A 17,367-nucleotide genomic window follows, 5' to 3' on the forward strand; every position below is an offset into this window, starting at 1 on the left:
GCCTCAAGGAGGCCGAGCGGCAGTCCGCCGCAGCGGCCAGGGCCGCCACCGCGGCCCGCCGGGAGCTGGACCGCGCCGCCGAACGCCACCGCCGCGCCCACAGCGGCGCGGAGGAGCTCTCCGCCCGGCTGGACCGGGCCCGCGCGGCCGAGCGCACCGCGGCGGAGCAGGAGCGCACGCTCAGGACCAAGGTCGAGACCACCGACCGGGACGCCCGCAGGGCCGCCGGCCGGGCCAGGGACGCCGCCGTCCGCGTGCGCCACCTCGACAACAGGCGTATCAGGGATGCAGGGGGCTGAGCAGGGACAACCGTAGAAGACGTACCGACCTGAAACGTACCGACGGGGAACACAACAGACAGGAGCAGAGCGATGGCGCGAGCGACCTGGACCGGCGCGCTGACCTTCGGCCTGGTCACCGTGCCGGTGTCGATATTCTCGGCGACGGAGGACCACACCACCCGGTTCCGGCAGATCCAGCGCGGCACCGCCGACCGGGTCAGGATCCGGCGCACCAACGCGCGCACCGGCGACGAGGTCGCCTTCAACGAGATCGTCAAGGGGTACGACCTCGGCGACGACCAGTACGTCGTCCTGGAACCCAGCGAGCTCGACGAGATCGCCCCTGGCCGCTCCCGGCTGATCGAGGTCTCCGGCTTCGTGGACCTGGCCGCCGTCGATCCGCTGTTCTTCGTCTCCGGCTACTACCTGGCGCCGCGCGGGGAGGAGTTCGCCCAGGTCTACTCACTGCTGGTGGAGGCCCTGGAGGAGTCGGGCCGGGCGGCGATCGCCACCATGGTGATGCGCGGCCGGCAGTACCTCACCGCCGTCCGCGCCAGCGGCGACGTACTGGAACTGCACACCCTGCACTGGGCCGACGAGGTCCGCGACCCGGCCGAGGAACTGCCGAGCCCACCGGTGCGCACCCGGGTCTCCGCCGAACAGTTGAGCGCCGCCAAGCAGTTGATCGACGCCATGAGCGTGGACTGGAAGCCGGCGGACTACCGCGACGAGTACGAGGACCGGGTGCGCGAGCTGATCGACGCCAAGCGGTCCGGCCAGGAGATCGTCACCGCCGAGCCCGCCCCCGAGGCCACCAATGTCATCGACCTGATGGAGGCCCTGCGGCGCAGCCTGGACCGCTCCGGCAGCCCGACGGCGCAGAAGTCCAGGGCGACCACGGTCAAGAAGCGGGCCGGGCGGAAGCAGGAGCAGAAGGAGGACCTGAGCGGACTCAGCAAGGCCGAGCTCTACCAGCGGGCCACCGCGCTGGACCTGCCGGGCCGCTCGAAGATGACCCGCGAGGAGCTGGAGCGCGCCGTCGCCGCGGCTGCGCCGTCCGGCCGCGCCAAAGCGGTCGCCTGAGGCGCAGTCAGCGTCCGGGTGCGATTGGGACCGCCCGCTGCGGGGAGGAGATCCTCCGGACCGCGCAGGAACTGCACGCGGGAGGACTCGCGGTGGAATTCCATCTGCTGGTCGAGGGCGTGGGCGCCCCGCAGCTGCGCCTGGACCTCGACGGCGGCACCGGAACGGCGGGGACGGCCAGGGAGGCCGTCACCGCGTTCCTCACCGCCCTCACCCGGGTCTGCCGGCCGACCCGCCGGGGCGCCCCCGGCGACGTCCTGCTGGTGGTCTCGGAACTCGTCACCAACGCGGTGCGGCACGCCCCGGGCGCGCTGACGCTCTGCCTGGCCCGGCTGCCCGGCGAGGTGCAGGTGACGGTGCGCGACGGCAACCCCTTCGGGCCCCGGGCCCGTCCGCCGGACCTGAGGTCCGGCACCGGCGGCTTCGGCTGGCCCACCGTGCAGCGTCTGGCCCGCGAGGTCAGGGTGGTCCCGCACCGGGACGGCAAGGAGATCCACGCCTATGTCCCCTGGGACCCGCCGCCGCCCGACGGTCCCTAGCGGACCCGGCGGCGGTGCGACCGCGACCAGCGGGAGCCGATCCAGGCCAGGTCCAGGAGCAGCAGCACGCACCCGATGACCAGCAGGTAGAGCAGCCCCTGCACGACGAAGCCGATGATGCCCAGCACCATCGCGATGATCACGACCAGCAGGAAGAGTGCCATGGCTGCGTGTCCTTCCCGGTTCCGGCGTCAGCCTCGGGCGAGCAGCCGCTCGCCGTTCGCGCCCGGCTGGTACTCCAGCCCGTAGTGCTCGAAGACGGCCTTCTCGTCCGCGGCGGCGAGGACGTCGTCGGTGCCCATCGCGGGCGAGCCCTTGACCAGGCCCCTGGCGAAGGGCACCTTGACGTACCCGGGGCCCACCACGGCCTCGGCCAGCGGGACGAAGACCAGCCGGTGCCGGGTCGGCAGGCCGATCCGCACGGTCGCCATGGCCGGCTGATCGGTTCGCGTGTCGACGTACACCGCTTCCAGTGTGCCGATCCGGCGCCCTTCGCCGTCGACCACGTCCTGCGTGCGCCACTCGCGGATGTCACCGACCTCGATCACCGGACTTCCTCTCCGACGTACTGTGTGTCTGCTCTGTATCTGCCCCGGTGCGTCCCGCGCACTCCCAGCCGACGCCACCGGCGGCCGCACCGAGAGGACACTCCCATCATGGCTGTGACAAGCACCGATCTGCTCGCCGACGCCTTCGACCGGATCAGCGAGTGCGTCGGCGACGTGCTCCAGGACCTCAGCGGCGACGACCTGGTGGCCCGGGTCGGCCCCGGGGCCAACTCGATCGGCTGGCTGGTCTGGCACCTGACCCGGGTCCAGGACGACCACGTCGCCGCGGCGGGCGGGCTGGAGCAGGTCTGGCTGGCCGGCGGCTGGCAGCGGCGCTTCGGGCTCCCCTACCCGCCGGAGGCCCACGGCTACGGCCAGTCCAGCGCCGAGGTGGGCGACTTCCAGGGCGTCCCGGTGCGGCTGCTGCAGCAGTACCACGAGGCGGTCCACGAGCAGACCCTGCGCTTCCTGAAGGGGCTGGACGAGGGCGCTCTGGACCGGGTGGTGGACACCTCGTTCCACCCGCCGGTCACCCTCGCCGTCCGGCTGGTCAGCGTGGTCTCCGACGATCTGCAGCACGTCGGCCAGGCGGCCTACGTCCGCGGACTGCTGCGGCGGCGCTGACGCCGCTCCCGGTGACGTACCGTCGAATGTGTCTCGGCGTTCGCGGCGGGCCAGGGGCCGGGGCGGGTCCCTGCCCCCCACGGGCGAGCCGAATCCGTCCGGCAGGGGGTTGGACCATGTACACAGGCAAGAGCTGGCCGTTCCGGTCTCGAGCGGCCCGGCGCGGGTCGGAGCCGACCGTGCGCTACGGGATCCCGCAGGTGACGCCGCTGCACCCGGTGGCCGGGCTGGACCACGCCCTGGCGCAGGCGACCGCCCTGCTCTCCCGGGCGCGGTCGGCCCGGGACTGGGCCGAGGTGCAGCGGCTGCTCGGCTGGATCGACGCGCACCTGGACCAGCGGCTACGGCTCACCCGGCCGCCGACCACCGCGCCCTGATCGCCGCGGCCTGGACACGGCTTCCCTGCGGGACCTCCGCGGGCGCCCTGGGACGTTCCGGGGACGCCCGCAGACATCCCGGAGAGTGAGCGCGCCACCGTCCCGAGTTGCGGGGCGGATCACCCGGACGCACCGTCGACTCGTGGTGTCCCCCTGTCGCCGCGCACGTTCCGGCGAGGCCGCCACTTCCCCTCACGTCTGTGGAGGTAGTTGTGAGCACGACGCTTGACCCGGCCCGGGTGATCGGGCACAAGGTAATCGACGCCGATGGCCACAAGATCGGGCAGGCCGACGAGGTGTACCTGGACGACAGCACCGGCACCCCGCAGTGGGTGACCGTGAAGGGCGGACTCTTCGGCGGCAAGGGCCACTTCGCCCCGCTCGGCGGCGCCGTCCTGGTGGACGACCAGCTGCGGTTGGCGTACCCCAAGGCCAAGGTCGACAGCGCACCCGAACTGGAGACCGGCCGGCATCTGTCGGTCGAGGAGGAGATGACCCTCTACCAGCACTACGGGCTGGGACATCCGGAGAAGTCCGGAACCGGCACGAACATAGGCACCGGCACCGGCATGGGCACGGGCATGGGCACTGGAACGGGCACCGGCACGGACTCGGCCAGGGGCATGGACGCCGCCGCCGGCACCGCCGCCGGCACGGCCATGTCCGACCACGCCGGCGCCCACGGCTCCGCGGGCATCAACGCCGGCTCCGCGGGCATGAACGCCGGCTCCGCCGGAATGACCGCGGGCTCCGCCGGAATGATGGCCGCCCCGACCGGCATGGGCCGGCTCGGCACCACGGACGCCGGTCCCGAGGCGACCCCGGACCGGATGGCCATGGGCAGCGCCGACGGCAGGGTGATGACCCGCTACGAGGAGCGGCTGCACGTCGGTACCGAGCGGGTCGAGGCCCGCCAGGCCCGGCTGCGGAAGACCGTCACCACCGAGCACGTCGAGCGGACCGTCCCGCTCACGCACCAGGAGATCCGGGTCGAGCGCGAGCCGATCGCCGAGGGCGAGCGCGACTCCGCCATGGGTACCGCCGACTTCGCCGACGCCGACCTGGACGTGACGCTCTACGAGGAGCGTCCGGTGGTGACCAAGGAGGTCGTCGCCGTGGAGCGGGTGCGGCTGATGGTGGAGGAGGTCACCGAGCAGGTGACCGTGCAGGAGGAGGTCCGCGCCGAGCGGATCGACCTGGTCGGCGATGCCGAGGAGGACCCCAGGAACCGCATGTAGCGGACGCGTGGCCGCCGGCGCCGCTCCCGCCCGTGTGCGACCCGTCGCACCTGCGCGGGGGCGGCGCCGGCGTCGGCCGAGCGGCCCCCCTTGCCCCGCGCCCGAAGGGGAAGAAGGAGAGACATGGACGACTTCGCCGGACCCACACCGCAGGACCAGGTCTCGCTCTACCTGGAAGCCCTCGAACTGAACATGGACCCGGACCAGTTCCGGGTCCTCGGCGCCCTGCTGCAGGGCGCCGGACAGCTGTACGACTCCGGGATGGAGCAGGTCGACACCGCCGTCGACGAGGAGGACGAGGAGTTCCTGACCGAGGACGTCATGGAGGAGTTCCTGGTCATCGTCGGCATGCTCACCACCGGCCGGATGGACCAGCAGGTGGTGGACATCGGCGGCGGGATCACCACCGTGGTGACCCAGGACGTCGCCACCGACCCGGCACGGATGCGCGAGCTGCGCACCTGGGCCGCCGAGCAGCGCGGCCTGCGGGACGCCGAGGACGACGCCGGCCCGGACCGCTGACGCACCGTCAGCCGGGGGATCCTGCCCGCACGAAGTCGGTTACCCCAGCCCTGATCTGCCGTCATTCCCCTCTACACTGGGGACCACACCCCTGCGGAGAGTCGGACAAGGATGCGATGACCGATCAGACCTGGATCCCCGAGGACGTGGACACCGGGCGGCCCAGCATCGCCCGCATCTACGACTTCCACCTCGGTGGGGACCACAATCTGCCGGTCGACCGGGAGGCCGCGCGCGAAGTCGTCGCCGTGATGCCGGAGCTCCCGAGCATCCTGCGGGCCAACCGGGCCTTTCTGATCCGCTGCGTGGCTCACCTCGCCGACCGGGGCGTCAGAAACTATCTGGACCTGGGCTCCGGCATCCCGACCGTGGGCAACGTCCATGAGACCGCCCAGTCCGCCGACCCGCTGGCCCGGGTGGTCTACCTGGACAGCGACCCGGTCGCGGTGGAGCACAGCCGGCGGATACTGCTGGACAACGACCGCGCCGTCGCCGTCGCCGGGGACCTCCGCGACGCGGCGTCGGTCCTGGCCCACCCCGAGGTGCAGCGGCTGCTGGGACCGGCCGAGCCGCTCGCGGTGCTGATGAGCGCGGTGCTGCACTTCGTCCCCGACGACGCCGAGGCGGCCGACCTGGTCGCGGCCTACCGCGAGGCGATCCCGGTCGGCAGCTACCTGGCGGTGTCGCACGGCAGCCACCGGGAGGAGTCGGCGGCCAGGATCGGGCGGGCGGCCGAGACCTACTCCCGCAAGGTCGCGCCGATGCGGCTGCGCTCGCTGGAACAGGTCGCGGGACTGCTGAAGGGCTTCGAGGTCGTGGAGCCCGGGGTGGTCTACTGCGAGCAGTGGCGCCCGGGCCCGGAGGACGACCCGGCACCGGTCTATCCGCTGCCGCAGGCCTGCGCCCTGGCCCGCAAGGTCTGACCCGCGCCGGGGGCGGTGTCCCGGGGGCCCGGCGGCCCTTCGGCGGGGGGTCACAGCTCCAGGTCCACCTGGACCCGCTTGCCGCCGGCCTGCCGCTCGACCTCGAAGCGGCGGCACAGGGCCAGCACGATCTCCAGGCCGTGCCGCCCGATCCGGGCCGGGTCGGGCTCACTGGGCACGGGCAGGGCCGGCTGGGTGTCCCACAGGGTGATCCGCAGGACCCCGCCACCCAGGTCCAGAGCCCCCGGTTCCGGATCGCCCGGGTCCAGGCAGCCCAGGTCCGGGACCCCCGGCTCCAGGCAGCCCAGGTCCGGGTCCAGCAGTTCCAGGTCCAGCAGGCACGGCCCCGGTGCGTACTTGGCGGCATTGGTCACCAGCTCGCTGATCACCAGCCGGGCGTCCTCCAGCAGCCTGCCGGTGACGGCGACGCCCTGCTCCGCCTGGGCGCGCGCCAGGAACTCCGCCACGAAGCCGCGGGCGGCGACGATGGTGCCGGTCCTGCCGTCGTAGGTCGCGCCGGCTGTGAGCCCGTCCCGCGCCCGCGGCCACGACCGCTGCCACTCCCGTCCCCGTTGGTGTTCCATCGGCTGCCTCTCCGTACCGACCGCTCGGCCGCCCGTGGTCCGTGGGCGACAGGCGCACGTCTACCCGTGTTGCACACGTCCAATCCGGTCAGCCGGCCCCTTCTCCGGGTAGGAGCCGGGTATGCAGTCGCGGACGAGCGGTACCAGGGACGGACACCCGGGCGGACTCCCGCCGGAATCGCCGGACTTCGGGCTCTTCGGCCCGCAGTCGGTGACCTGGCGGGTGCACGCCGACCCGATGATGCTGCCGGCCGGGCTGCGCGCGCTGCTGCTCCAGGCGCTGCACCCGCTGGCGATGGCCGGGGTGGCCGAGCACTCCCGCTACCGGGAGGACCCCTGGGGGCGGCTGATCCGCACCGCGCGGTACATCGGCGCGGTCACCTACGGCAGCACCGAGCAGGCCGAGGAGGCGCTGGCCCGGGTCCGGGCGGTCCATCTGAAGGTGCGCGGGACCGACCCGGAGTCCGGCGCGCGCTACCGCGCCGACGACCCGGCGCTGCTGACCTGGGTGCACTGCTGCGAGACGGACAGCTTCCTGCGGGTCACCCGGGCCGGCGGGCTGCGGCTCACCGCCGAGGAGGCGGACCGCTATGTCGCCGAGCAGCGGGAGACCGCCTGGCGGCTCGGGGTCCCCCGAACGGACCCGCTGCCGGCCACCGAGCACGAGCTGGCCGAATACTTCGAGCGGATCCGCCCCGAACTGCGGGCCAGTGCGGCGGCGCGCGAGGCCACCCGCTTCGTGCTGCTGCCGCCGATGCCGCTCTGGGTGTCGCTGGCCACCCCGGCGCGGCCGGCCTGGACCGGGGTGATGGCCCTGGGCATGGCCTCGCTGCCGCGCTGGGCCAGGCGCATGTACGGGCTCCCGGGCTGGCCGGTGGGGGACCTCGGGGCGAGGGTCGCGTCCCGCTCCCTGCGCGCCTCCCTGCTGGCGCTGCCCCCCGCGGTGCGGGAAGGCCCGCACCTCAAGGAGGCCCGGGCCAGGGTCGCCGCGCAGGCCCGTTACCCGTGGGGCCGGCCTTAGGTGGTGATGACGGACTGCAACTGAACCACTGTGGGTGAGTTGCAGCACCGTCAGGGGCGCGGGGAACTGCGCGAACGACCATCTACGGTCCGCAGCCGAGGCAACACCGAACAGGAGACCCCCCGTGCCAGAGGGAGACTCGGTATTCCAGACGGCCGTGCGCCTGCACACCGCGCTGGCCGGACGGGTGCTGACCACCGCCGATCTTCGCGTGCCCGCGCACGCGACCGCCGACCTGACCGGGCGGCAGGTCCTGGAGACCGTCCCCCGCGGCAAGCACCTGCTGACCAGGATCGAGGGCGGGCTGACCCTGCACACCCATCTGCGGATGGACGGCCGCTGGCAGACCTACGGCAGCTCCGAGCGCTGGCCCGGCCCGGCCTGGCAGATCAGGGCGGTCCTGGGCAACGCCGAGCGGACCGCCGTCGGCTACCGGCTGCCCGTGGTCGAGCTGCTGCGCACCGGGGAGGAGCAGCGCGCGGTGGGCCATCTGGGGCCGGACCTGCTGGGCCCGGACTGGGACGGCGCCGAGGCCCTGCGGCGGCTGTCCCGGGACCCGCTGCGGCCGCTCGCGCTCGCCCTGCTGGACCAGCGCAACCTGGCCGGTATCGGCAACGTCTACGCCACCGAGCTGTGCTTCCTGGCCGGGGTCAGCCCGTGGACGCCGTTCGGCGAGGTGCCGCGCCCGGACCGGGTGGTGGGCCTGGCGCACCGGCTGCTGGGGCTGAACAGGACCCGCTCCGGCCACGTCACCACCGGTGACATCCGACCCGACCGGCGGCACTGGGTCTACGGGCGCGCCGGGCAGCCCTGCCGCCGCTGCGGCACCAGGATCCGCAGGTCGACCATCGGCGCGCCGCCGCAGGACCGGGTCGCCGTCTGGTGCCCGCACTGTCAGCCTGGGCCTGTGAACTGATCCGAAAGGAGAGAGAACGTGACCGGCACAGTTCCCACCGTTCCCACTGTCAGGCTGAACAACGGCATCGACATCCCCCAGCTCGGCTTCGGCGTCTTCCAGATCAAGCCCGCCGACACGGTGGCGGCCACCCTGGCCGCCCTGGAGGTCGGCTACCGCCACATCGACACCGCCGAGATGTACGGCAACGAGAAGGAGGTCGGCGAAGCGGTCCGCCGCTCCGGCCTGGACCGCGGCGACGTCTTCGTCACCAGCAAGCTCAACAACGGCCACCACGCCTACGACGACGCGCTGAAGGCGTTCGACCAGAGCCTGTCCGACCTGGGCTTCGACCACCTCGACCTGTTCCTGGTGCACTGGCCGCTGCCCAAGGTCGGCGACTTCGTGGAGACCTGGCGGGCGATGGAGGAGATCTACCGCTCCGGCCGGGCCAAGGCCGTCGGGGTCTCCAACTTCCAGCCGCACCACCTGCGCCGGCTGCTCGAGGAGACCGAGGTGGTCCCGGCCGTCAACCAGATCGAGGTGCACCCGTACCTGACGCAGGACGAGGTGCGCGACTTCGGCGCGGCGCACGGCATCGCCACCGAGGCCTGGTCCCCGATCGCCCAGGGCCGGGTCCTCGACGACCCGGTGCTGCAGCGGATCGCCCGGCGGCTGGGGCGCACCCCCGCCCAGGTGGTGCTGCGCTGGCACCTGCAGCGCGGCGACATCGTGTTCCCGAAGTCGGTCACCCGTTCCCGGGTCGAGGAGAATTTCGCCCTGTTCGACTTCGAGCTCGACGCCGACGACGTGGCGGCCGTCTCCGGCCTCGACCGGGACGAGCGCACCGGGCCCGACCCCGACAGCTTCAACTGGATCCCCTGACGCGCCGACCGGAGCATCCGCCCGAAACGGTCTAAAGTCGTCGCGGTGGGCAGACGTGCGCAGAGCAAGAGATGTGCACCGAGCACAGTCCTGGAGGAAGCGATGACGGCACCGGCCGAGAACCGGACCACCCCCCGGGTCCCCTGCATTCCGGGTGCCCCCAGCTGGGTCAGCCTGCTCGCCCGTGACCCCGCCGCCCAGCAGGCCTACTACGGCGCACTGCTGGGCTGGCACTACGAGCAGGTCGACGAGGAGTGGTGGGGCTCCTACGCCTTCGCCGTGGCCGAGGGCGAGCGGGTGGCCGGGATCGGCTCCCAGCCCGAGGGTTGGGCGACGGCCCCGACCACCTGGACGGTCTTCTTCGGCGTCGAGGACATCGACGGGGCCTCCCAGCGGGTGCGCGAGCGGGTCGGCACGGTGGGCATCGGCCCCGTCGACGTCAGCGCGGGCCGGGTGGCCATCGCGGTGGACCCGTCCGGCGCGGTGTTCGGGCTGTGGCAGGGCACGCCGGGCCCGACCCGGATCCTGGACATGGCGGGCGCGCCCTCCTGGATGGAGCTGCGCACCGACCCCTTCGCCGCCGCCCTGTTCTACGGCGAGGTGCTCGACTGGGCCGGTCAGGACCGCACCCACCTGGACGTGTACTGGGAGAACGAGCGGGTGGTGCTGCGTGCCGGGGGCCACCGGATCGCCGCCCTGCGCGAGTCCGACCCGATGCTCGCGGGCGGCTCGGCCCAGGTCGAGCGCCCCTACTGGCACGTCTCCTTCGCGGTGGACGACGCCGACGACGCCGCCGAACGGGCGATCCGGCTCGGCGGCTCCCCGGTCGCGCCGGTCGCCGACTCGCCCTACGGCCGGGTCGCCGAGCTGCGCGACCCCGAGGGCGCCCGGTTCGCCCTGATCAGCAACGGCTGACGACCTCCGCCGGACAGCAGCCCGAAGCAGCGGATGCGGTAAGCGGTCGCGCCGCGCCCGTCCGCCGAGGATGCTGGAACCATCCGTCTCCTGATTCCCTGGAGTGAAGCATGCGACAGGACACCCACCCCGACTACCGCCCGGTCGTGTTCCGGGACCGGTCGGCCGGCTACGCCTTCCTCACCCGGTCCACGGCGACCAGCGAGCAGACCATCGCATGGGACGACGGCAACACGTATCCGGTGGTGGACGTCGAGATCTCGGCCGAGAGCCACCCGTTCCACACCGGCCGGGCCAGGACCGTCGACCCGCAGGGCGAGATCGCCAAGTTCCGGCGCCGCTACGGCGGCGAGGACGACGCGGTGCGCACCCCCACGCCGGCCGAGGTCACCCCCGACGCGCGGCTGCACACCGGCAGCGACGGCGAGGTGTCCGCCGAGGACCTGGTGCTGGCCAGCGGTCGGGACGTCACCCCGGCGACGCTGGAGTGGGCCCGCCGACGGCTGGCCGAGGAGGGCCGGGCGGCGGTGGACAAGCAGCTGCCCTGACGCCGGGCACAGCCCGACAACGGCCGGGGCCCGGTGACGTTCTGTCACCGGGCCCCGGCCGTTGTCGCTCAGGACGATTCGCTCAGGACCGGCCGGCTCAGGACCGGCTCGCTCAGGGCCGGTTCAGGACTGGTAGCCCTCGACCTCGGACGCCGGCCGGATCGCCGCGCCGCCCTCGGCCTCGCCGAACTCGCGCAGCGCCCGGCGCTGCCGCAGCAGGTCCCAGCACTGGTCGAGCTGCACCTCGATCTCGGCGAGCTGCTTGTGCGCCAGGTCCGGATCCGCCTCCCCCGAGGCGACCTTGGCCCTCAGTTCGTGCTCGGCGGTGACCATGCTGTTGATGGCCTCCAGAATGTCTGGATCAGGCATGCGCTCCTCCTGGTGCTGCGGACTGGTGTGCCGGCTGGGGTCTGCTGCCCATCCTGCCCGCACGGCCCGCGCCGTGCACGGCGATCAGGCCGCCTGGTCCCAGCCGCGCTCCGGGCCGGGCCGGTCGGCCCGCTGCCTGCGGTGCACGTCCAACCGGGGGATCAGCACGGTGGCGGCCAGCAGGAGCAGCAGCACCACCGCGACCACCGCGGCGGGCCCCGGGCGGGCGGGGACCTCGGCGGCGAGCAGCACCCCGGCGGCGACGACCAGCAGCAGCGCGACCGCGCCGCGGGTACCGCGCAGGAACAGCCAGAGATGCCACACCCGGTACAGCCGCATGGTGCTCAGTCTCCGGTCGAGCTCGGCGTCCTCACGCAGCCGCGCCTCGATCCCGTCCAGGATCTGCTGTTCCCGCCTGGTAAGTGCCGGTCCGTCAGTCATCGCCATCCCCGCAACCCCCACCGTGAACCATGGTGAGCCGCTTCCCGAGTTCAGCGGGTTTCTAACCTCTGGACGCCACCCGGTCAGCCGCGGACGCCGTGGATTCGGCCACCGGCGCGTCGGACGGCGAGGAGGAGGCCACCAGTACGGACTGTCCGACCGCCGCCCGGCCGCGCCGCGGCCGGACCAGGCCGAGCAGGGCGACGGCCGCCAGGGCCATCACCGCGAGGCCGTACTCGCGGGTGGTCGGCAGCAGCCCGCCGCCGTGCACCACCAGCATGCCGCCGATCACCGCGGGCAGGCCCATGGCCAGGTAGGAGACCACATACAGGGTGGACAGCAGCCCGGACCGCTCGTGCGGGGCGGCCAGCGGGACGGTGGTCCTGATCGCGCCCTGGAAGCCGCCGCCGAAACCGGCCCCCGCCAGCGCGGTGCCGAGGAAGAACCCGGCGGTGGAGCGGTGGTCGACCGAGAGCAGGGTGGCGCCGACGCCCAGGATCAGGGCGGCGATGCCCAGCAGCATCACCAGCCGCGGCCGGGTGCCGCGCAGCAGCAGCACGGTCAGCGCGCCGCTGCCGGCCAGGACGAACAGGGCCAGGCCGCCCAGCAGCGAGGAGCCGGAGCCGACCACGACGCGGACCACGGCGGGCGCCACCGAGCCGTAGAAGCCGGCCAGCGCCCATACCGCGACCAGTACCGGGACCGCCGTCAGCACCGGGCCCAGCGCCGTCCTGGGGATGCCGAGCCGGGGCCGCAGCGAGGCCAGCGCGCCGGGCTTGGGCGAGGAGGTCTCCGCCATCAGCCACACGCCGATGCCCTGCAGCAGGAACACGCCCAGCAGGGCCAGGTAGACCAGGTGGACCGGCCAGGGCAGGTACTGGACCAGCAGGCCCGAGGCGAGCGAGCCGGTGGCGGTGCCGGTCATCGGCGCCACCGCGTTGGCGATGGTGCCCTTCGCCTTGTCGATGTCGAGCATCCCGGCGCCGACCGCGCCGACCGCCGCGCCGGTGGCCAGGCCCTGGACCACCCGCGCCAGCAGCAGTTCGGGCACTCCGCCCGCGGTGGTCAGCACCACCATGGTCACGGCCTGCAGCGCGATGCCGGCCAGCAGCACCGGACGGCGTCCGACATGGTCCGACAGCGAGCCGACGACCAGCAGCGCGGCCAGCACGGCCAGGGCGTAGACGCCGAAGACCACCGTGGTGGTGATCGGCGAGAACCCCCATTCGCCCTGGTAGACGGCGTAGAGCGGGGTCGGGGCGCTGGAGGCGGCGAGGAAGGAGACCACGATCGACGCCTGGAGGTAGAAAGCGGCGCCGCGTGGTAGCTGCCACCGTCGTCGGGGCTGGGTGGTCATGACTGCTCCCGAGATTGAATAGACAGGTCTGTCTAGTACGGCACGACACTAGACAGACCTGTCTGTTAAAGTCAAGTCATGGCTACCTCCGCACGGGAGCGGCTGCTGAACGCCGCCACCGAACTGTTCTACGAAGAGGGCGTGCACACCGTCGGCATCGACCGGGTGATCGAGCGGGCCGGTGTGGCCAAGGCGACCCTCTACAACACCTTCGGCAGCAAGGACGCCCTGATCCGCGCCTACCTCGCGGACCGGCACGAGTCCCGGCGCAGCCGGATCACCGCCAAGGTCGAGCAGCAGACCGACCCGCGGCTGCGGCTGCTGGCCGTCTTCGACGCCTTGGGCGACTCCATCGCCGCCCCGAACTACCGCGGCTGCGCCTTCGTCAACGCCAGCGCGGAGGCGAGCCGGGACAGCTCGATCCAGCAGGTCAGCACCGAGTACCGGGGCTGGGTCCGCGGACTGTTCGCCGACCTGGCCCGGGCCGCGGGCGCGGCCGACGCCGAACTGCTGGCCCGCCGGCTGATGCTGCTCTACGACGGCGCCTCGATCGCCGCCCGGATGGACGGCGACCCGGACGCCGCCGGGCTCGCCAGGAGCACCGCCGCCGACCTGCTGGACGCGGCCACCGCCCCGACCGGCGCCGCGACCGGCGCGGCCACCGCCAAGCGTGTCTGAATCTTTACCCTGGTTTTACGTGCCCCCTGCAACCGCATGCGTAAGGTTCTGAGTCTTTGCACTCGGATATCCAAATGTCATGACGTGAGTGGAGCGAGTACGTGCGGCGGATCATGAACACCATCGGGATAGCCCTGGTGGCCGGTGCGGTGCTGGGCACGGCGAGTGCCTGCGGCGGCGACGCTTCGGCGAAGAGCGCGGGGTCGTCCCAGGTGAGCGCCGCTCCCGGGAGCAGCGCCGGAGCGAGCGCCGGGGCCAGTACCGGCACCGGCGGCAGTGCCGCCGCCTCCCCCAGCGCCAGCCCCTCCCCCTCCCACCCGGCCGGGCCGGCCATGCTGCTGGACTCGCTCACCCCGGCCGCCAACGCCGACGTCGGCGTGGCCATGCCGATCTCGATCGTCTTCACCAAGCCGGTCGCCGCCTCCGCCCGGAAGGCGATCGAGCAGCACCTCACCGTCTCCGCCTCGGTCCCCACCACCGGCGCCTGGCACTGGTTCAGCGACAGGCGGGTGGACTGGCGGCCGGAGAGCTACTGGAAGTCCGGCACCAAGGTCTCGGTCACCGCGGCCCTGACCGATGTGGGCGACGGCAACGGCGACTACGGCACCCACTCCTACCAGCACTCCTTCACCATCGGCAGCGACGTCGAGACCACCGTGTCGGTGACCGGCCACTCGATGACCGTGAAGAACGCCGGCACGGTGGTCCGCACCATGCCCATCGACGCGGGCAGCTCGACCTGGCCGTCCTGGGACGGCACCATGGCCGTGATCGACAAGGCCAAGACGGTCCGGATGACCTCCTGCAGTGTCGGCATCAGCTGCGACAAGAACAGCTCGGACTACTACGACCTGACCCTGCCCTGGGACGTGCACCTCACCGACTCGGGCACCTACATCCACTTCTCCACCGGCGACCCGACGCCGGGCCACAGCGTGGGCTCGCACGGCTGCGTGCACCTCTCGCTGAGCAACTCCGAGTGGTTCTACAACTATGTCAAGCAGGGCGACCCGGTCACCATCACCGGCTCCCCGCGCGGCAAGGCCGCCGCCGACAACGGCTACGCGGCGTTCAACCTGAGCTGGTCCCAGTGGCTGGCCGGCAGTTCCGCGGGGGCCCAGCAGACCGGCGCGCTCTCGTAGTCCCTCGTTGTCCGTCCCTGTGCCCCTCCCCCGAACTGTCGGGGCGAGGGGCACAGTCGCGTCGTCGGGTGACGGCCGGTCAGTCCGCGGTACGGCGGAGTATCAGGCAGAGGAAGCCGAAGGTGCCCCGGTAGCCGCGGAGCCACTCGGTGCGGCGCAGTGCGGCGTTCTCCAGGACCTCGGAGCTGTCCGGGTCGGCGGGGTGGTCCAGGGCCCAGGCGGCCAGCGAGCCCCAGTTGGCCCACTCGTAGTCGTCCAGCTCCTGGCGCGTGCTGGCATGGCCGTGGACCGGGGTCCATCCCGCGGCGACGACCTGCTCCACCGTGGTGGCCAGATCGGCGAAGTCGCCCAGCATCTCGACCGCCTCCGGCGTGGGCGGACGCTCCCAGATCCCGTCGCCGATCAGCACCCGGCCGCCGGGGGCCAGGTGCTTGCGCGCGGCCTCAAGGGTCGGGAGCAGGCCGCCGAAGGCGTGCGCGGCCCCGACGCTGAGCACCAGGTCGAACGGTTCCGGGGAGGAGAACGAATCGGCCGCAAGCTGGTGCAGTTCGAGCCGGTCCCGGACGCCCAGCCGGTCGGCCTCCTGCCGGGCCTGCTCCAGGGCTTCCTCGGAGATGTCCACACCGGCGGCGTGGACCTTCGGATGCGTCGTCAGGGCGCGCAGCAGCCACTCACCGCCGCCGCAGCCGAGGTCGAGCACCCGCTCATCGCCTCGGGGCAGGCCGTGCTCCAGAAGCCTGCGCACGGAGTCGTCGTCGATCGGGGACTTAATCGGATGGCCGGCATGGGCGATCCTGGACATCTGTTCACGATTCACCGGCGCAGCCTGCCACCGCCCCGGACCTGACGCATCCGATTTTTCGCCGCCTGGGGTCAGCCGCAGACCGGGTCGACCAGGGGTTGGTCGCTGCCGTTGACGACCATGCCCCAGGTGGTGGAGGTGCCGGGGGTGAGGCTGCCGTTGTAGGCGGCGCTGGTCGCGGAGACGGCCGCTCCGGACTGGGTGACGGTGGCGTTCCAGGAGTTGGCGATCGTCTGCGCGCCGGCGAAGGAGAAGCCGACCTTCCAGGCGCTGATCGCCGAGGTCCCGCTGTCGGTGACGGTGAACTGCAGCTGGTAGCCGCCGGTCCAGGAGCTGACCACGCTGGTGGCGACGGTGCAGGCGCCGGTTCCGGCGGTGCCGCTCGCGCTGGCAGACGGGGACGCCGAGGCCGATGCCGAGGCCGAGGTACTCGGCGAGGCGCTGGTCGGGGCGCTGGTGGTGTACGTGGCCGCCGTGTAGGCCTGGCCGCAGGACGAACCGCAGGAGGCGGGCAGGGAGAAGGAGTAGATCCGGCCGCCGTTGAGCAGGTTGTCGGAGGCGTCCACCACCTGGATCTGGTACTGCGATCCGCCGGCGACGGTCGGGGCGATGATGTAGTCGTCACCCATGTCGCTGTTCATCCGGGCGCCCTGCCAGCTGCCGGCCGAGTAGTAGCGGATGCCGTGGATGCCGTTGGGCAGGTGCGACACCGCGATCGCCGGCCAGTAGACCTGGGCGGACTGCAGGAAGCCGATGTTGATGTCACCGGTGTAGTCCGGGGCGGGCACGAACTGCCAGGACACCTGGCGGTTGTTCCAGTGGTTCGGGTACATGTCCCCGACCGCCTTGCCGTTGAGCGCGAACTGGTTCAGCGAGCCCTGCGCCAGGTCCACGTGGTAGGGGTCGTCCCGGCACCAGGCGTTGGAGTCGCCGCAGCTGTCCGCGACCACGAAGGTCAGCGTCGCGCCGTTGTAGGCGTCCGGGCCCCAGGAGCCGTTGCGGCAGAAGGGCTCGTTCTGGGCGCCGTCGTTGGTACCCGAGCAGTAGTCGCCCACGGTCACCTGGACATAGCGGCCGCAGTTCAGTCCGTTGTCGAACATCCCCATGGTGCTCGCCGCCGAGGCCGGGATCGGCCGGGTGAACCCGCCGTAGTCGCCCGGGGTGTTGAAGACATTGAGGGCCAGGAAGTTCTGGGTGTCCAACTGCGCCTGCGGCAGCCCGCAGCCGCCGTACGGCGCTCCCAGCGAGCTGAACCAGGTGGCGTTGCCGGTCACCGGCGTCGGATCACCCGTCACATCCAGTGCTCGGGCCACCAGTTGGAAGGACAGCACCAGGGCGAACGCGGACAGGGCGGCGCCGAGGGACATCCAGGCCCTGGTCGACATGCGGCGGCGAGCTCTCATGGCGGTGGTCTCCTCGCTCGGGTCCCGTGGCGGCTCGACGGGGTTGCCCGTGTTCATAGGAGCGTCGCGGCGGAGTCGCAATCAGCGACCGTCACGGCCCGGAAGAGCCGCAGGTCAGCGTCGCCGGCCCGCCGACCGAGCGATGAAACCTACATGCGTTCCAGCAGTGCGGACCCACCCGTAACCGGCCTT

Annotated in this window: 22 protein-coding genes and 1 pseudogene; 15 read left to right on the top strand and 8 right to left on the bottom strand. The window is 72.5% G+C overall.

Annotation, left to right across the window (positions count from 1 at the left end; translation table 11 throughout):
- From TR46_RS42050 to TR46_RS02845, 3 genes are all read left to right on the top strand, one after another.
- Positions 1-299 (top strand): hypothetical protein (locus TR46_RS42050; RefSeq protein WP_201776361.1); only part of this gene is annotated, 299 nt, incomplete at its 5' end.
- 72 nt (positions 300-371) lie between these two features.
- Positions 372-1,364, top strand: a complete 993-nt coding sequence (ku, locus tag TR46_RS02840; RefSeq protein ID WP_042392926.1) for a non-homologous end joining protein Ku — start codon at positions 372-374, stop codon at positions 1,362-1,364.
- A gap of 92 nt (positions 1,365-1,456) precedes the next feature.
- Positions 1,457-1,903, top strand: coding sequence for an ATP-binding protein (locus TR46_RS02845; protein WP_236655183.1), 447 nt, complete (start codon positions 1,457-1,459; stop codon positions 1,901-1,903).
- Here TR46_RS02845 and TR46_RS43010 read toward each other — a convergent pair.
- Positions 1,900-2,067 (bottom strand): hypothetical protein, encoded by a 168-nt coding sequence (locus TR46_RS43010; protein ID WP_169790627.1) that lies wholly within the window; start codon positions 2,065-2,067, stop codon positions 1,900-1,902. The genes TR46_RS02845 and TR46_RS43010 overlap by 4 nt on opposite strands.
- Positions 2,068-2,094: 27 nt before the next feature.
- The gene (locus TR46_RS02850; protein ID WP_042392929.1) at positions 2,095-2,451 is read right to left on the bottom strand and encodes a PRC-barrel domain-containing protein; all 357 of its coding nucleotides are present in this window, start codon (positions 2,449-2,451) and stop codon (positions 2,095-2,097) included.
- 114 nt (positions 2,452-2,565) lie between these two features.
- On the opposite strand from TR46_RS02850, the gene TR46_RS02855 reads away from it, so the two are divergent.
- The 5 genes from TR46_RS02855 to TR46_RS02875 all read left to right on the top strand — a co-directional run bounded on the left by TR46_RS02855 (position 2,566) and on the right by TR46_RS02875 (position 6,135).
- Positions 2,566-3,075, top strand: a complete 510-nt coding sequence (locus TR46_RS02855; RefSeq protein ID WP_042393336.1) for a mycothiol transferase — start codon at positions 2,566-2,568, stop codon at positions 3,073-3,075.
- A 116-nt stretch (positions 3,076-3,191) separates the two neighbouring features.
- Complete coding sequence (locus tag TR46_RS02860; RefSeq protein WP_152626278.1) at positions 3,192-3,452, top strand: hypothetical protein; 261 nt, start codon at positions 3,192-3,194, stop codon at positions 3,450-3,452.
- A 212-nt stretch (positions 3,453-3,664) separates the two neighbouring features.
- Positions 3,665-4,690 (top strand): PRC and DUF2382 domain-containing protein, encoded by a 1,026-nt coding sequence (locus TR46_RS02865; RefSeq protein ID WP_042392934.1) that lies wholly within the window; start codon positions 3,665-3,667, stop codon positions 4,688-4,690.
- A gap of 123 nt (positions 4,691-4,813) precedes the next feature.
- Complete coding sequence (locus TR46_RS02870; protein WP_042392937.1) at positions 4,814-5,212, top strand: hypothetical protein; 399 nt, start codon at positions 4,814-4,816, stop codon at positions 5,210-5,212.
- Positions 5,213-5,328: 116 nt separating this feature from the next.
- Complete coding sequence (locus TR46_RS02875; RefSeq protein WP_063770511.1) at positions 5,329-6,135, top strand: SAM-dependent methyltransferase; 807 nt, start codon at positions 5,329-5,331, stop codon at positions 6,133-6,135.
- 50 nt (positions 6,136-6,185) lie between these two features.
- Here TR46_RS02875 and TR46_RS44980 read toward each other — a convergent pair whose 3' ends face one another.
- On the bottom strand, positions 6,186-6,719 hold the full coding sequence (locus tag TR46_RS44980) for an ATP-binding protein (RefSeq protein ID WP_042392939.1): 534 nt from the start codon (positions 6,717-6,719) through the stop codon (positions 6,186-6,188).
- 121 nt (positions 6,720-6,840) lie between these two features.
- Between TR46_RS44980 and TR46_RS02885 the strand changes: the two genes are divergently transcribed.
- The 5 genes and pseudogenes from TR46_RS02885 to TR46_RS43930 form a co-directional block, all read left to right on the top strand.
- The gene (locus TR46_RS02885; RefSeq protein WP_042392942.1) at positions 6,841-7,740 is read left to right on the top strand and encodes an oxygenase MpaB family protein; all 900 of its coding nucleotides are present in this window, start codon (positions 6,841-6,843) and stop codon (positions 7,738-7,740) included.
- A 124-nt stretch (positions 7,741-7,864) separates the two neighbouring features.
- Entirely contained in the window at positions 7,865-8,656 is a 792-nt protein-coding gene (locus tag TR46_RS02890; protein ID WP_042392944.1) for a DNA-formamidopyrimidine glycosylase family protein, read from the top strand.
- Between the two features lie 18 nt (positions 8,657-8,674).
- Positions 8,675-9,520, top strand: coding sequence for an aldo/keto reductase (locus TR46_RS02895; RefSeq protein WP_042392947.1), 846 nt, complete (start codon positions 8,675-8,677; stop codon positions 9,518-9,520).
- A gap of 102 nt (positions 9,521-9,622) precedes the next feature.
- Positions 9,623-10,435 (top strand): VOC family protein, encoded by an 813-nt coding sequence (locus TR46_RS02900; protein ID WP_042392949.1) that lies wholly within the window; start codon positions 9,623-9,625, stop codon positions 10,433-10,435.
- Positions 10,436-10,545: 110 nt separating this feature from the next.
- A pseudogene (locus TR46_RS43930) lies at positions 10,546-10,788 on the top strand (type B 50S ribosomal protein L31); the annotation flags it as partial.
- Between the two features lie 318 nt (positions 10,789-11,106).
- On the opposite strand, the gene TR46_RS02910 reads toward TR46_RS43930, so the two are convergent.
- The 3 genes from TR46_RS02910 to TR46_RS02920 all read right to left on the bottom strand — a co-directional run bounded on the left by TR46_RS02910 (position 11,107) and on the right by TR46_RS02920 (position 13,150).
- Complete coding sequence (locus TR46_RS02910) at positions 11,107-11,352, bottom strand: DUF2630 family protein (RefSeq protein ID WP_042392954.1); 246 nt, start codon at positions 11,350-11,352, stop codon at positions 11,107-11,109.
- An 84-nt stretch (positions 11,353-11,436) separates the two neighbouring features.
- Positions 11,437-11,793, bottom strand: a complete 357-nt coding sequence (locus tag TR46_RS02915) for a hypothetical protein (RefSeq protein ID WP_042392957.1) — start codon at positions 11,791-11,793, stop codon at positions 11,437-11,439.
- Positions 11,794-11,854: 61 nt separating this feature from the next.
- Positions 11,855-13,150, bottom strand: coding sequence for an MFS transporter (locus TR46_RS02920; protein ID WP_084717808.1), 1,296 nt, complete (start codon positions 13,148-13,150; stop codon positions 11,855-11,857).
- Positions 13,151-13,228: 78 nt separating this feature from the next.
- On the opposite strand from TR46_RS02920, the gene TR46_RS02925 reads away from it, so the two are divergent.
- A complete protein-coding gene (locus TR46_RS02925; RefSeq protein ID WP_042392960.1) occupies positions 13,229-13,828 on the top strand; it encodes a TetR/AcrR family transcriptional regulator in 600 nt (199 codons plus the stop codon).
- Between the two features lie 101 nt (positions 13,829-13,929).
- Entirely contained in the window at positions 13,930-14,970 is a 1,041-nt protein-coding gene (locus tag TR46_RS02930) for a L,D-transpeptidase (RefSeq protein ID WP_439654335.1), read from the top strand.
- A 79-nt stretch (positions 14,971-15,049) separates the two neighbouring features.
- Here the strand turns inward: TR46_RS02930 and TR46_RS02935 are convergent, their stop codons facing one another.
- Both TR46_RS02935 and TR46_RS02940 read right to left on the bottom strand, forming a co-directional pair.
- Positions 15,050-15,787 carry an SAM-dependent methyltransferase gene (locus TR46_RS02935; RefSeq protein ID WP_042392963.1) on the bottom strand — a complete coding sequence of 246 codons (738 nt, stop codon included), beginning with the start codon at positions 15,785-15,787 and terminating at the stop codon, positions 15,050-15,052.
- Positions 15,788-15,843: 56 nt separating this feature from the next.
- On the bottom strand, positions 15,844-17,175 hold the full coding sequence (locus TR46_RS02940; RefSeq protein ID WP_052432529.1) for a cellulose binding domain-containing protein: 1,332 nt from the start codon (positions 17,173-17,175) through the stop codon (positions 15,844-15,846).
- Positions 17,176-17,367: the final 192 nt, after the last annotated feature.

This window comes from Streptacidiphilus carbonis (assembly GCF_000787775.1).
GTDB classification, from domain to species: domain Bacteria; phylum Actinomycetota; class Actinomycetes; order Streptomycetales; family Streptomycetaceae; genus Streptacidiphilus; species Streptacidiphilus carbonis.

What these genes read in the sequence shown, in the direction of transcription:
- TR46_RS02900 (WP_042392949.1), top strand. Translation starts at nt 9,623, where the DNA reads ATGACGGCACCGGCCGAGAACCGGACCACCCCCCGGGTCCCCTGCATT.
- TR46_RS02910 (WP_042392954.1), bottom strand. Translation starts at nt 11,352, where the DNA reads ATGCCTGATCCAGACATTCTGGAGGCCATCAACAGCATGGTCACCGCC.
- TR46_RS02940 (WP_052432529.1), bottom strand. Translation starts at nt 17,175, where the DNA reads ATGAGAGCTCGCCGCCGCATGTCGACCAGGGCCTGGATGTCCCTCGGC.
- TR46_RS02875 (WP_063770511.1), top strand. Translation starts at nt 5,329, where the DNA reads ATGACCGATCAGACCTGGATCCCCGAGGACGTGGACACCGGGCGGCCC.
- TR46_RS02860 (WP_152626278.1), top strand. Translation starts at nt 3,192, where the DNA reads ATGTACACAGGCAAGAGCTGGCCGTTCCGGTCTCGAGCGGCCCGGCGC.
- ku (WP_042392926.1), top strand. Translation starts at nt 372, where the DNA reads ATGGCGCGAGCGACCTGGACCGGCGCGCTGACCTTCGGCCTGGTCACC.
- TR46_RS02885 (WP_042392942.1), top strand. Translation starts at nt 6,841, where the DNA reads ATGCAGTCGCGGACGAGCGGTACCAGGGACGGACACCCGGGCGGACTC.
- TR46_RS02920 (WP_084717808.1), bottom strand. Translation starts at nt 13,150, where the DNA reads ATGACCACCCAGCCCCGACGACGGTGGCAGCTACCACGCGGCGCCGCT.
- TR46_RS43010 (WP_169790627.1), bottom strand. Translation starts at nt 2,067, where the DNA reads ATGGCACTCTTCCTGCTGGTCGTGATCATCGCGATGGTGCTGGGCATC.
- TR46_RS02915 (WP_042392957.1), bottom strand. Translation starts at nt 11,793, where the DNA reads ATGACTGACGGACCGGCACTTACCAGGCGGGAACAGCAGATCCTGGAC.
- TR46_RS02925 (WP_042392960.1), top strand. Translation starts at nt 13,229, where the DNA reads ATGGCTACCTCCGCACGGGAGCGGCTGCTGAACGCCGCCACCGAACTG.
- TR46_RS44980 (WP_042392939.1), bottom strand. Translation starts at nt 6,719, where the DNA reads ATGGAACACCAACGGGGACGGGAGTGGCAGCGGTCGTGGCCGCGGGCG.
- TR46_RS02870 (WP_042392937.1), top strand. Translation starts at nt 4,814, where the DNA reads ATGGACGACTTCGCCGGACCCACACCGCAGGACCAGGTCTCGCTCTAC.